This is a genomic window from Aeromonas popoffii, from assembly GCF_037818705.1.
GTDB classification, from domain to species: Bacteria; Pseudomonadota; Gammaproteobacteria; order Enterobacterales; family Aeromonadaceae; genus Aeromonas; species Aeromonas popoffii.
Genome location: NZ_CP149129.1, coordinates 627,588 through 641,233 on the forward strand (window position 1 = coordinate 627,588; position 13,646 = coordinate 641,233).

General features: G+C 60.4%; 9 protein-coding genes and 1 pseudogene. 4 read left to right on the plus strand and 6 right to left on the minus strand.

Translation table 11 applies throughout. From position 1 onward, the window contains the following. Positions 1–39 precede the first annotated feature (39 nt). A complete protein-coding gene (locus tag WJM78_RS02990; RefSeq protein ID WP_339013460.1) occupies positions 40–4,320 on the plus strand; it encodes a transporter substrate-binding domain-containing protein in 4,281 nt (1,426 codons plus the stop codon). Then, the gene (locus WJM78_RS02995) at positions 4,301–5,512 is read left to right on the plus strand and encodes an EAL domain-containing response regulator (RefSeq protein WP_339013463.1); all 1,212 of its coding nucleotides are present in this window, start codon (positions 4,301–4,303) and stop codon (positions 5,510–5,512) included. The genes WJM78_RS02990 and WJM78_RS02995 overlap by 20 nt, the downstream gene beginning before the upstream one ends. 558 nt (positions 5,513–6,070) lie before the next feature. Here the strand turns inward: WJM78_RS02995 and rfaH are convergent. The 4 genes from rfaH to metN all read right to left on the minus strand — a co-directional run bounded on the left by rfaH (position 6,071) and on the right by metN (position 9,267). After that, positions 6,071–6,571 (minus strand): transcription/translation regulatory transformer protein RfaH, encoded by a 501-nt coding sequence (gene rfaH, locus WJM78_RS03010; RefSeq protein WP_042035136.1) that lies wholly within the window; start codon positions 6,569–6,571, stop codon positions 6,071–6,073. Positions 6,572–6,666: 95 nt separating this feature from the next. Continuing rightward, positions 6,667–7,467 carry a methionine ABC transporter substrate-binding lipoprotein MetQ gene (gene metQ, locus WJM78_RS03015; protein WP_042035135.1) on the minus strand — a complete coding sequence of 267 codons (801 nt, stop codon included), beginning with the start codon at positions 7,465–7,467 and terminating at the stop codon, positions 6,667–6,669. A 26-nt stretch (positions 7,468–7,493) separates the two neighbouring features. Further along, on the minus strand, positions 7,494–8,147 hold the full coding sequence (locus WJM78_RS03020) for a methionine ABC transporter permease (protein WP_042035134.1): 654 nt from the start codon (positions 8,145–8,147) through the stop codon (positions 7,494–7,496). A 76-nt stretch (positions 8,148–8,223) separates the two neighbouring features. Continuing rightward, complete coding sequence (metN, locus tag WJM78_RS03025; RefSeq protein ID WP_275929288.1) at positions 8,224–9,267, minus strand: methionine ABC transporter ATP-binding protein MetN; 1,044 nt, start codon at positions 9,265–9,267, stop codon at positions 8,224–8,226. Between the two features lie 307 nt (positions 9,268–9,574). On the opposite strand from metN, the gene WJM78_RS03030 reads away from it, so the two are divergent. Then, complete coding sequence (locus tag WJM78_RS03030) at positions 9,575–9,961, plus strand: hypothetical protein (RefSeq protein ID WP_339016005.1); 387 nt, start codon at positions 9,575–9,577, stop codon at positions 9,959–9,961. Here WJM78_RS03030 and ppgK read toward each other — a convergent pair. Both ppgK and queG read right to left on the minus strand, forming a co-directional pair. Next, positions 9,901–10,649 (minus strand): annotated as a pseudogene (ppgK, locus tag WJM78_RS03035) (polyphosphate--glucose phosphotransferase). The gene WJM78_RS03030 and the pseudogene ppgK overlap by 61 nt on opposite strands. Before the next feature lie 83 nt (positions 10,650–10,732). Continuing rightward, complete coding sequence (queG, locus tag WJM78_RS03040) at positions 10,733–11,887, minus strand: tRNA epoxyqueuosine(34) reductase QueG (RefSeq protein ID WP_042035130.1); 1,155 nt, start codon at positions 11,885–11,887, stop codon at positions 10,733–10,735. A gap of 243 nt (positions 11,888–12,130) precedes the next feature. Here queG and WJM78_RS03045 point away from each other — a divergent pair, with 243 nt between their 5' ends. Next, positions 12,131–13,642, plus strand: coding sequence for an NAD(P)H-hydrate dehydratase (locus tag WJM78_RS03045; protein WP_339013471.1), 1,512 nt, complete (start codon positions 12,131–12,133; stop codon positions 13,640–13,642). The last annotated feature ends 4 nt before the right edge of the window (positions 13,643–13,646 follow it).

Sequence of the window (13,646 nt, forward strand, 5' to 3'; positions counted from 1 at the left end):
ATCTTTATCATCGCTCTCTGATCTGTTCAGGAGTTGTCCATGTTGCGTCTTTGCTATCGCGCCTTCCTGTTGTGCTGGCTTGCTTGTTGGAGCCTTGCCGCCGCGGCAGAAACCGGTCTGGACAAGGATCGAATGGGGCTGTCCGAGCGCCTGTGGCTCGCCACACGCAGCGATCTGGTGGTCGGCATGCCCTCGGTGGCCTGGCCCCCTTATGTCTATGCCAATAGCCAGGACGGTTTCAGCGGCCCGCTGGATGATTTTGCCTCTCTGGTTGCGAGCCGACTGGGGCTGACCCTGCGCTACAAGACCTACCCCTACTATGCCGGAGCCCAGCAGGCCTTGCTCGATGGCGAGGTCGACATGTTGCTCGGCGTGACACCCAGCCAGTCGCGGCAGCAACAGATGCGCTTTACCTCGGATCTCGTGGGGATGCCCCGTGGCATTCTGCTGGCGAAGGGGGATGACCAGCTGACCCTGCCCGCGGCCGGTCAACTGCGCTGGGTGTGTGAACATGGTTTCAGCTCCTGTGAGACGCTGGCTGAGCTGGGTATGGCACACCTGGCGGAGGCGGACAGCAGCGAAGAGGCTGTCTTCATGGTGAAGAGGGGCCTGGCGGATGCCTATCTGGCGGATCTGCCTGCTCTTGTTCGCTTGCAGCGTCTGCAACAGCAGGCGAGTTTGAAGGTGATCACCCCGGACTGGGTGACGGATACCTCGCTGGCCATGGCGGTGGGACCCAACAATCAGGGCCTGCAGGGACTGCTGGAGCGGGCACTCAACGACATTCCCCTCAATGAACGGCGCCGCATTCTGGAGACCGGCGGCATAGTCGACTACGAACTGGCCAATGGTCCTCGCCAGATTATTTTCAACCAGAGCGAGCTGGAGTGGTTGGCGCAGCACCCGACCCTGAGATTCGGCGTCGCCCCTGACTGGCCAGCGGTGAGTGAGATAGACGGTAGAGGTCAGCTCAAGGGATTCCTCGCTGATCTGCTCAAACTGCTCAGCATGCGCTCCGGCCTCAAGTTCACCCTGGTGCCGACCAGCAGCTGGGCCGAGACTCTGGCGCTGTTCAAGGCGGGCAAGCTGGATCTCATTCCGGCCATGACGCCGACCCCCGAACGCCGCCAATTTTTTCTGTTTACCCCCGAATACGCCTTCATCCACAGGGCGATTGTGGCCAGGCATGGGGAGGTTGAGCTTGAGGATCTCAATCAGCTCAAAGGGCGCAAGGTGGGAATCGTCGCAGGTTCGGTCGAGAAGTCGGTGCTTAAGGCGGTGGGTGCCTATCCGGTGACGGTCAGCAGTGACACCCGGCTGTTGCCCCTGCTCGATCGACACGAGGTCGATTATGTGGTGATGAGCATGACGACGCTGCAGCTGGCGTTACAGAGAGGGTTCAATAACCGCTATCAGGTGGTTTTCTCCGGCAACGAGTTGCGAGTGCCCATCGCCATGGCGACGCATCAGCAAGATCCCATGTTGCAGCAGATCCTGACCAAGGTGTTGCTCTCCATCCATCCTGACGAGCTGTCGAGGCTGGAGCAGAAGTGGCTCTCCCTCACCATCCAGACTGGCATCAACCCGGCGACCGTGATGCGCTGGTCTTTCTTCGGGATTGGTGCCTTCCTGCTCAGCGCTTTGCTGTTCATCGGCTGGAACCGCACGCTGCGCCGCCAAATCGTCCAGCGTCAGCTGGCCGAGCACAAGTTGAACGAGCAGCTGACCTTCGTGCAGACCCTGCTTAACTCCCTGCCCAACATGGTGGCGCTGCGAAATCGTGAGCAGTGTATCACCCTCTGCAACCAGGCTTACCGGGATGCCTTCATCGGGGCCAAGGACGGCGATGATTACGACGATCTCGACGGCATGCCGCCCCAGGAGCAGGAGCGGGTGCTCAGGGAGGAGTTGGAGGTGTGGCAGAGCGGTGAGCAGCTGGAAGGGGCGGGTTACAGCCGCCGCCAGGATGGCGCCATGTTCCACGTCATCTATACCAAGCGCCCCTATCGCTCCCCGAATGGCGATATGCTGGGCGTACTGACTGTGCTGACCGATGTGACCCGCATCAAGGAGGCCGAGGCGCGGGCCCGCCAGGCGGAGACCCGGCTCACTCAGATCACCGACAGCATGCCGGGCATCGTTTATCAATATCTGTGGCAGGGGCCTGGCAAGGGCCGCTTCCTCTATGCTTCCCAGGGGGCGAGTGAGATCCTGGGCGTCAGTCAGCAAGATATACTGTCGGCCGAGTCGGGCGGCGAGGTGTTCGGCTTTACCGAAGAGGCGCTGCAGGACTTTGTCAGCAAGGTGGCCAATCATGCCGAGACGCTGGCGCGGCTCGATCTGGAGGTCAGGGTCGAGCGTCCCGAAGGGGATCGCTATTTGCAGGTGCGCGGCAGTTTCGTGCCGCAGGATGAGGGAAATCTGATCCTCAACGGGGTGATCCAGGACATCACTGCACTCAAGCACCAGGAGAACGAGCTGAGAGAGGCTCGTGCCTATGCGGAGCAGGCGATGCAGGTGCGCAGCCGCTTCCTCGCCACCATGAGCCACGAGCTCAGGACCCCCATCTCCGGCATGCACGGCATGTTGGAATTGTTGCAGATGAGCGAGCTGAACGAGGATCAGCGCTACATGCTGCGCAACGTCATCACCTCCACTAACAACCTGCTGTATCTTGTCAACGACGTGCTCGACTTTTCCAAGATAGAGGCGGGCCAGTTGCAACTGCATTATCAGGATTGTCGCCTCTCCTCCGTGATCTGCGATGTGATCCGTGGCCATGCCACACTGGCTCATGGCAAGGGGTTGAAGGTGGCGTTGGAGTGGGCGCTCGAGGTGCCGGATCTGGCCCGTATCGACGCCGTGCGGGTGGGGCAGGTGCTCTCCAATCTGCTTAACAATGCGGTCAAGTTCACCGAGCGAGGAGAGATCCGTATCCAGGTCAGCTATCGCGTTGAACAATTGTTTATCGCCGTCAGCGATACCGGTATCGGCATCGCGGAAGAGAAGCAGGATCGCTTGTTTACCCCGTTCGAGCAGGTGGAGTCCGACATAACCCGACGCTTCGGTGGCACCGGGCTGGGACTGGCCATCTGTCATCAGCTGGCCCAGAAAATGGGGGGCAGCCTGGCTCTTGAGAGCAAACCGGGCCAGGGCACCCGGCTGACCTTTGGTTTCCCGCTGACGGAGTGCCAATGGGATGCGCCGCCGCTGGCTGGTCAGCAGTGGTGGCTGTTTGGCGAGGATGCGGCCCTGCAGTCTGCCATGCAGCGGCTGGGGGCCAGATTGAATCGTCTGGACCCCCAACAGTGGCAGCAACCGGTGAGTGGTTTGTTATTAGCGGAGGAGGGCTGGCTCGAGCAGGCGCTGGGCAGCGAGTGGTCGACACGTTTGCAGCAATCCGCCCTCAAGGGCATAGTGCTCTCCCCGCTGGAAGCGCTGCGCGGCCGCATGGACTCGGATGCTTGGTGGCGCCTGGGTCAATCCCCGCTTTACCCCGATCTGTTGCTGGAGACCTGCCACCAGTTGCTGGGGGAAAAAGCGATCAATCCGGTGCAGGCCCATGCCGCTCAATTGCAGGGGCGGGTGCTGGTGGCCGACGATCATCCCATCAATCGCGCCCTGTTGGCGCGCCAGCTTGGCATTCTCGGGGTGGACGCCGAGGTGGTGGACGATGGCGAGAAAGCGCTGCGTACCTGGCAGGGGCAGGACTTTTCCCTGCTGCTGACCGACTGTCACATGCCGGTGATGGATGGCTACACCTTGACCCGGACCCTGCGGGCACAGGGGGAACAGGCTCCCATCATCGGCGTCACTGCCGATACGTCGGAAGGGGCCGGCCTGCAGATGCAGCAGGCCGGCATGAACGACATGCTGTTCAAGCCCTACACCCTGAATACCCTGCGCCAGATGCTAGCCCGCTGGTTGCCAGCGGTCGTGCCGGCGGAGGAGGCGGCGCCACAGCCTACTGAACCGGCCAGGCAGCAGGGAGAGCGCTGGATCTCGTTGTTCGGGGATGATGAGGTGGCCCGCAGCATGGCGCAAGAGTACCTGGATTCCAACCGACAGGATGGCGATGACATGATGCAGGCGGTGGCTTGCCAGGATACCCATGCCCTGGTGGAGACGGCGCACCGCATCAAGGGCGCTGCCCGCATGGTAGGACAGTTGGCATTGGCAGAGGAAGCTGCCCGACTCGAAGCGGCGGCCCGTCTGAAGCAACTGGAAGAACTCACCGAGTTGAGCCAGACAGTACTGGCGCTGATGAATTCTATTACACGCGAAATTGGACTATGGCTCGATGAACAAAACACAGCATGAGTTGGTGATCATGGTGGTGGAAGACCACGCGTTCCAGCGCAAGGCACTGATGCACCAGATCCGTGGGCTCGGTTATTCCTCCTTGCTGGAGGCCCAGGACGGATTGGAGGCGCTGGCCATGTGTCAGCGTCATCAGGTCGACATCCTGTTTTGCGATCTGCGCATGCCCGGCATGGATGGCATGGCGTTGCTGCGCCGTCTCTCCCTCGGCGGTTTTCGTGGCGGCATTATCCTCTCCAGCGCGCTGGAAGATGACGTGGTCGAAGCCGTGCTGCGGATGAGCGCTGCCTATGGTCTGCAGGTGCTGGGGCGCATCGAGAAGCCCTCCAGCCAGCAGCAGATCAGCCAGCTGATTGGCGCCTGGCGGCCACAACAGGAACGGGCCCAGGAGGAGGACGGCCACAGCCTGACCCTGGATGGGCTGAGTCGGGCGTTGGAGCAGGATCAGTTGCTGCCTTGGTATCAGCCCAAGGTGAGCTTTGGCTCGGGGCAGTGGGTCGGCATGGAGGCGCTCGCACGCTGGCAACATCCGGACTACGGCCTCATCTCGCCGGCTCGCTTCATTCCGCTGGCGGAGCACAATGGTCTCATCGACCAGCTGACCGAGGTGATCATCAGCAAGTCCCTGCGCGATGGCCACCTGTGGGAGCGGACCGGTCTTTCCCTCAACCTGTCGATGAACCTCTCCACCACCTCCCTCATCGAAGGGGATCTCTGTAACACCCTGATCAACCAGTGTCAGCGCTGGAGTATCAACCCCGAGCTCATCACCCTGGAGGTGACGGAGAGCTCGTTCGTGAAGGATCTGGGTAAGTCGCTGGAGGTGCTGACCCGTCTGCGCATGCATGGCTTTGGGCTTTCCATCGATGACTTCGGGACCGGTTACTCCTCCATGCAGCAGCTGGCCCTGCTGCCTTTCACCGAACTCAAGCTGGATCGCTCCTTCGTTGATCGCTGCTATGAGGATCCCTCACGTTTGGCCATAATAGAGTCAAGTATCGAGCTGGCCCGCAAACTGGGGCTCAAGTCGGTCGCCGAGGGGGTTGAGGATGAGCTGACCTGGCGACTGCTGGCCAGATTGGGGTGCGATGTGTGTCAGGGCTTCTTCTCCGCCCGACCCATGCCGCGTGATGAATTGATGGGATGGCATGACTCCTGGCGCGAACGGTTACCGGGTCTGATCGGAGACTGAGTGCCGGGGTGCATGCCGAAACGAAGCTACTGGAGCTGGCGCTACCGGCCCTGCAGCGGGATGAGGCAATCCAGCCAGCGCAGTCGGCAGGGGGAGGAGATAGTGGCCCGACTGGCGCAGGATACTGGACGACTGACGTCCGTCATCAGCCGCTTCGAGCTGGATGCCAGATGGCCGGATAGTGAGGAGGAAACAGATAAACTGAGACGGGCCTGTGGGCCCGTTTGCTTATCAGTCCAGACGGCGGAAGGCCTGATTGTCGAAACTGCTGCTGGTATCCTGGTTCAGCAGACTGACCAGCAGGAGTGAGGCGTTGCTCGCCATGGACGCCAGATGAGGGTTAGTCCAGACGGCGGAAAGCCTGATTGTCGAAACTGCTGCTGGTCTCCTGGTTCAGCAGACTGACCAGCAGGAGTGAGGCGTTGCTCGCCATGGACGCCAGATGAGGGTTAGTCCAGACGGCGGAAGGCCTGATTGTCGAAACTGCTGGATGTCTCCTGGTTCAGCAGACTGACCAGCAGGAGTGAGGCGTTGCTCGCCATGGACGCCAGATGAAGGTTAGTCCAGACGGCGGAATGCCTGATTGTCGAAACTGCTGGATGTCTCCTGGTTCAGCAGACTGACCAGCAGGATGGCGCGTTTCTCCCCATCCGGTTCCAGATAGATGGCCTCGAACCCGGCCAATGGACCCGATTCGATCAACACCTTGTCGCCCTGGGTCGGCAGGTTGGCGTAGCTGGCTCTCGCCTCGTCGCTGTCATCGCGGCTCATCAACTGATAGACCAGCTGGCTGCTGATGGAGGTCCACTCCTTGCCAAAGTGGATGATGCGGCTGATGCCACGGGTCGATTTCAGGGTGACAGGGGTGACCTCTTCCAGATCTACATAGATGAACAGATAGTTGGGAAACATGGGTTCCCGCACTGGGACACGCTTGCCCCGCCGCAGCTTCTCGATTTCGACCATGGGGTAATAGGATGCAATCCCCTGGGCCTCAAGATGGGCGCGGGCGCGGGCCTCTTCCTTTGGCTTGCAGTAGGCCAGATACCATTTTTTCATGTTCTGTTATGTTCGTGTTGCCGTGCTCCCGGTTATGATAACCGCGACAATAAAAAAGGCCACGCTTGGCGTGGCCTTTTTTGCAGAGTGAGTGATTACCAACCTTTGACGATGCCGCCTTTGAACAGTTCGTTAGCAGTTTTGTACACTTCATCGCTCTGGAAGGCCTGGACGAACTCCTTCACCTTGGCGTCATCCTTGTTGTTGCCACGAGAAACGAGCAGGTTGACGTAGGGGGAGTCCTTGTCTTCCACGAACAAGCCGTCACGGCTTGGCAGCAGGTCGATCTGGGAGGCGTAGACAGTGTTGATGATGGCCAGATCCACGTCTTCCAGGGAACGGGGCAGCTGGGCTGCTTCCAGTTCAACAATCTTCAGCTTCTTCGGGTTGCTGGCGATGTCGAGCACGGTCGCTTCCAGGCCTGTGCCCTCTTTCAGGGTCAGCAGGCCCTGCTTTTGCAACAGGATCAGGGAACGACCCAGGTTGGTCGGATCGTTCGGCACGGCGATCTGCGCACCCTCTTTCAGATCGGCCAGGGTCTTGATCTTCTTGGAGTAGCCGGCGATGGGGTAGACGAAGGTGTTGCCGACCGGCACCAGATCAAAGCCGCGATCCTTGACTTGGCTATCCAGATACGGTTTGTGCTGGAAGGCGTTCAGATCGATGCTGCCATCGTTCAGGGCCACGTTCGGGGTGGCGAAGTCGGAGAAAGTAACTACTTCGACATCCAGACCGAACTTGTCCTTGGCGACCTTGGCCGCGGCTTCCACCAGCTGGGATTCCGCCCCGGCGATGGCACCCACTTTCAGGGTCTTGTTCTCTTCTTTTTGACCACAACCGGCCAGAACCAGGCCAGCCAGCAGGGCAGCCGCAACGGATTTAATGCCAAATTTCATAAAAACCTCCTGTCAGCAATCGACGATTAACGATGATCACATGTGTTGACCAGGCGCTCACCTGCGCTCTGGATGAGTTGAACCAGTAAAACCAGAATGACGACGGTTGCCAGCATGACGGTGGGGTCAAAGCGCTGATAGCCGTAGCGAATACCCACATCACCCAGACCACCGCCGCCGATGGCACCGGCCATGGCGGAGTAGTTCACCAGCGTGACCAGGGTAATAGTGACGCTGTTAACGATGCCGGGCAGGGCCTCGGGCAGCAGCACCTTGGTAATGATTTGCAAGGGTTTGGCACCCATGGCCTTGGCCGCTTCCAGCAAGCCGTCCGGCACCTCCATCAGGGCGCCTTCCACCAGACGGGCGATGAAGGGCACGGCACCTATGGTCAGCGGCACTATGGCGGCTATGGTGCCTATGCTGGTGCCGACGATCAGCCGGGTCAGCGGAATGATGGCGACCAGCAGAATGATGAAGGGCACTGAGCGGCCAATGTTGACCAGGATGCCGAGCAACTTGTTCAGGACCGGGTTGGCCAGGATCTGGCCCGCCTTGGTCACGTGCAGTGCAACACCCAGCGGCAGGCCGAGCAGGCAGCCAAACAGGGCGGAGGCAAACACCATCAGCAGGGTATCGCCGAGTGCTGTGACCAGCAGATTAATCATTGCTTCGGACATAACCCATTACCTCCAGCTGAATGCGATTGTGATCAGGGACTGCGTCTGGCATCCCTTGAGGGCAGTGATGAGTAGATCAGTCATTGCTGCGGACATAACCCATTACCTCCAGCTGAATATGGTTGTCGATCAGGAACTGCTGGGTCGCCTTGCACTGGGCCTCATCCCCGAACAATTCTGCCAGCAGGAAGCCGAACTTGACGCCCCCGGCGTACTCGATATCGGCGCTCAGTATGCTGATATCGATGTTGAAGCGACGGCTCGCCTCGGAAATCAGTGGCGTATCGACTGTGCTACCGGTAAAGCCGAGCTTCACCAGCGGATAACTGTTGGCCACCCGCTCTGCACTTAGCCTGTCCTGATACTCCTGCGGCACCTCCAGATGTATGGTGGAGTGGATGAAGTCCCGTGCCAGCTGGGTCTTGGCATTGCTGAAGAACCAGGCGACCTCGCCCTGCTCGATCAGACTGCCGTCGCTGATGATGGCTACGTCATCACAGATCCCCTTCACCACGTCCATCTCATGGGTGATGAGCAAGATGGTGAGCCCCAGTTTGACGTTGATCTCCTTGAGCAGGCTCAGGATCGAACGGGTAGTCTGCGGATCCAGGGCCGAAGTGGCTTCGTCACACAGTAATACCTTGGGAGCCGGTGCCAGGGCGCGGGCGATGGCGACGCGCTGTTTCTGGCCGCCTGACAGCTCGGACGGATAGGCATGCGCGCGGGCTTCCAGCCCGACCAGGGCCAGCAATTCATCAACCCGGGCCCGTATTTGGGCCTTGCTCCAGCCCGCCAGTTCCAGCGGGAACGCGATATTGGCGAACACGGTACGGGAGGAGAGCAGGTTGAAGTGCTGAAAAATCATGCCGATCTGGCGGCGGGCCAGGGTCAGCTCCCGCTCCGGCAGGGCGACCAAGTCCTGGCCATCGACGATGACCTGGCCCTCTGTCGGGCGCTCCAGCAGGTTGACACAACGAATGAGGGTACTCTTGCCAGCCCCTGAGGCGCCGATCACCCCGAAAATTTTGCCTTGTGGCACATGCAGGCTCACGTCACGCAGGGCGTGCACGGCATCACTGCCTTTACCGTAGACTTTGTTGAGACCGTTCAACTTAATCATGGATTCTTCCGTGCTAACAGCCTTAAAGCACAGGGCGCTACAGGCGGGTGAATTGGGCAGAGGTTCCACTGGGTTACTCTGTCATCATGGAGGATGATGCTAAGATGTCTGGATGGCTGTGTCAATGCTGATTTAGACGTTTAGACGTCTAAAAAAGTGCTAAGGATTCCCGTCTGCCGACTAACGCGAACGGTGATCTGGTTCACATCAATATTGTATTTGGCAGTGTAGCCATATTGCCGAATATCACATGGTAAATGTGTTCTTATATCCTTCTTTATTAGTCTCGATTCAGATTTGCCTGGTCATGCTGCCATCGCGACCGGATCGGCACAAATCATTCCACTTTGTTCTTATCGCTGCTTTCTTGGTCGGTGCCTGCCATGCCCAGACTCAGGACATAGTGCAGCAGGTGTGTCGTCAGGAGGAGAAACTCATCGGCGAGCTGGGCCACCTGGCCCGCGAGTGTCCGACGCAAGAGACGAGTGCGCTGTCATCGCACGAGCAGACCCGCCTGACCCGGCTGGTGCACGGAGGCATTGGCTCGACGACCTCTAGCTACACAGGTGTAATGAGAGAGGCCCAGCATCTGCCGGGCCTTTTCTATGATCGACCCAAGGTGGGGATGCCGCCTTACTGCTGCTCGGCGGTGCGTTCGGCCGCATGGAGGGCGGCGCCTATGATACCGGCCTGATTGAGGTTGGCGGCCGCTACCAGGGGGCCCGGGTCTCAATCTTGTCGATGAACTTATCGAGCTTGGAGGAGCTGCCGCCCCCCAGAATGAAGAGGTCGGGGGAGAACAGAAACTCCAGCCTGGCTAGGTATTTGTTAAAGCGTTTGCCCCAGCGGCCCCAGGAGAGATCCTCGCGTTTGCGCACCGCATCGGAGCAGTAGTGCTCGGCAACCTTGCCCTCCAGCATCAGGTGGCCCAGCTCGGTGTTGGGCAGCAGCTGGCCATTGACGAACACGGCTGTGCCTATGCCGGTGCCGATTGTGACGAGTATGATGACGCCCTTGCGATCCTTGCCGGTACCGAAGCGCATCTCGGCCAAGCCAGCCGCATCGGCATCGTTGAGCACATGGCAGGGCAGGCCGGTCACATCGGCAAACAGGTGAGCGGCATCGGTCTCAACCCAGCGCTTGTCGATGTTGGCCGCACTCTTGGCGATGCCGTTGTGGATGGTGGCGGGAAAGCCGCAGCCCACCGGGCCCTTCCATTGGAAATGTTCTACCAGTGCCTTGAGGGTATGTGCCACGGCGGCCGGGGTGGCCGGTTGCGGTGTCACCAGACGATGGCGCTCGCCAATCAGCTCGCCCGTTTCGGTATCGACCAGGCATCCCTTGATCCCTGAGCCACCGATATCCACTCCCAACATCTGCATCAGATTGTTCCTTTTATAGTGCCGACGCTTTACCGTCGACAGAGCATGAAAAAATGACGTGTATCCGGCAAGGGGCAGACCGCTTATGCGTGATCTGGTAAACCTTTTTCGATGCAACGGATCAGCAAACGGGTTTTTTTGCTGTCATCCTGCTGGCGCCGGGCCAGGGTTGCCAGCGCCCACGTTATGTGTTCGGCCACCATGGGCTCAGCCTCGTCCAGCGCGAGTTGCAACGCCGCTATCACGTCGGGGATGGCCGGGCCGTTGCCGAGTGCCACCGCCAGGTTGCGGCGCCAGCGCTGATAGCCGATACGCCGGATCGGGCTCCCCTCAGTGTGCTTGAGAAACTCGCTCTCGCTCCAGCGCCACAGCTCTAGCAGGGGGGGGCGGTGCAGGTTGGGGCGCGCTTTGAAGTCGGGTTCCGGGCTTACATTCGCATAGCGATTCCAGGGGCAGATGAGCTGGCAATCGTCACAACCATAGATGCGATTGCCCATCAGCGGCCTGAACTCTTCCGGGATGGGGCCGTCGTTCTCTATGGTGAGGTAGGAGATGCAGCGGCGCCCATCCACCACATAGGGGGCGACGATGGCGCCGGTCGGGCAGATATTGATACAGGCCACGCACTTGCCGCACAGCTCTTTTTCCACCGGGGCATCCAGGGGGAGCGGCAGGCTGATCAGCAGCTCCCCCAGAAAGAAGAAGGAACCCGCCGACTCGTTGAGCAACAGTGAATGCTTGCCAATCCAGCCTAGTCCCGCCTTGGCGGCCAGTGGCCGCTCCAGTATGGGGGCCGAGTCGACGAAGGGGCGCCACTCTCCCATGGTGTCCTGGTCGGTGTGAAACAGCGCCTGGCAGCGCTGCTCGATCCGCTCCCCCAGCTGCTTGAGGCGGTTGCGCAGCACCTTGTGGTAGTCGCGGCCGAGGGCGTAGCGGCTGATGTAGCCGAGGGTCGGGTCGCGCAGGGTGGCGGCAAAACCGGCCTCGAAAGGCAGGTAGTTCATCCGTACCGAGAGCACCCGTAGGGTGCCCGGCAGCAGTTCGTGGGGCCTGGCTCGCATCATGCCGTGGCGGGCCATGTAGTCCATGCTGCCGTGATGGCCGGCATCCAGCCAAGCCTGCAACCTGGGCTCTTCGAGGCTGAGATCCGTGTCCGTGATGCCGATCTGGTCAAATCCTAGCTCGCTCGCCCATAGCTTGATATCGTGGGCCAACTGCTGCAAATCAGGTGTGCTCATGCTGCATCCAGCCCCAAAGGCTTGATGTCCCGGGTCAACCTGCGGTGAAAATCAGGCGTGCTCATGTTGCATTCAGTCCCAAAGGTTCGATGTCCCGGGTCAACCTGCGGTGAAAATCAGGTGTGCTCATGCGGCATCTGGTCCAAAGGCTTGATGTCCCGGGTCAACCGGCAGTGAAAATCTGCCGCACCGGATGCCCGGAGCGTGTCAGCCAGGGTCAATGGATGAAAGTCAGGAGCCGTCATGGTAAAGGTCATCAGGGATACTATCAGCGGTAAAGAGGTGCGCAGTTTACCACGATCACTGTGGCGGACTGAACAGATCCGCGCGCTGGAGCTGCGCTGGGCCGAGCGTGAAGGGCAGGCACTTTATGCCCTGATGGAGCGTGCAGGTGCGGCGCTGCGCACCTATGCCACCCACCATTGGCCGCAGAGCCGCAACTGGTGGATCTTTGTCGGCCCCGGCAACAACGGGGGGGACGGCTATGTGCTGGCCCGTCTCGCCAGGCAGATCGGTCTCGAGCCTCAGGTTATCGCCGCGAGGGACCCCGCCGAGCTGAAAGGGGATGCCAGACGGGCTGCGGATGAGTGGCTGGCGCTGGGGGGAACTGTGCTGATGGCCGGCGCGAGCGAGCTTGATTCACTGCCGTCGCCAGATCTGGTGATAGACGCACTGCTCGGCACGGGTGTTCATGCCCCCCTCTCCTTGCCTTTGACAAAGATCGTCGCAACAATCAATGGCTTGCCGGCACCCGTGTTGGCGGTGGATCTCCCCTCCGGCCTCGATGCCGATACGGGCCTTGCCATGGGGGCATTGGTCCGTGCCAGCCGCACCCTTACCTTCATCGGCATCAAGCAGGGCATGCTCACCGGCGAGGGGGTGGATGGTGTCGGCCGGCTCGATTGCGATCCCCTCGGCGTGACGCCGGAGGCTGGCCTGGAAGCGACCGCCGAACGGATCGATTATCCCGGCCTCAAACACCTGCTGACGCCGCGCCAGCGCTCTGCCCACAAGGGGTCTCACGGCAAGGTGCTGCTGGTGGGGGGCAATGTGGGCATGCAGGGCGCCATCGTGCTGGCGGGTCTTGCCTGCCTGCGGGCGGGGGCCGGTCTGGTACGGGTATGTCAGCACCCGAGTCATGGGCCCGTCAGTCTCCATCAAGCCGAGTTGATGGATACGCAGGCTGATGCGGATGAAGGCTGGGCCTCGGTGCGACTGGTGGGGCCGGGACTGGGTCAGGATGAATGGGGCCGCCGCCATTTTGAGTCCTTGGTCAGTGGGGAGACACCGCTGGTATTGGACGCCGATGGATTGAATTGGCTGGCGCAATGTCCCCGTCATCAGGATAATTGGGTGCTTACGCCTCACCCGGGTGAGGCGGCCCGCCTGCTGGGCTGCTCGATTGCCGAGATTGCAGCAGATCGTTTTGCCGCCGTGCGGCGCTTGCAGCACGTTTTTGGCGGTGTCGTACTGCTCAAGGGGGCGGGCACGCTCATCTGTGATGGCAAGGGGATAGCGCTCTGTGACGAGGGCAATCCCGGCATGGCCAGTGGCGGCATGGGCGATCTGTTATCTGGTATAATCGCCGCCCTTTTGGCCCAGGGCTGGTCTGCCGTTGAGGCAACCCGGCTGGGCGCAGTGATCCACGGGGAAGCGGCCGATCTGGCCGCCGCAGACGGAGAACGGGGCATGCTGGCATCAGATCTGCTGCCTTTTATCCGTCGACTGGTTAATCCCGACACCATAACAAGTTAAAGAA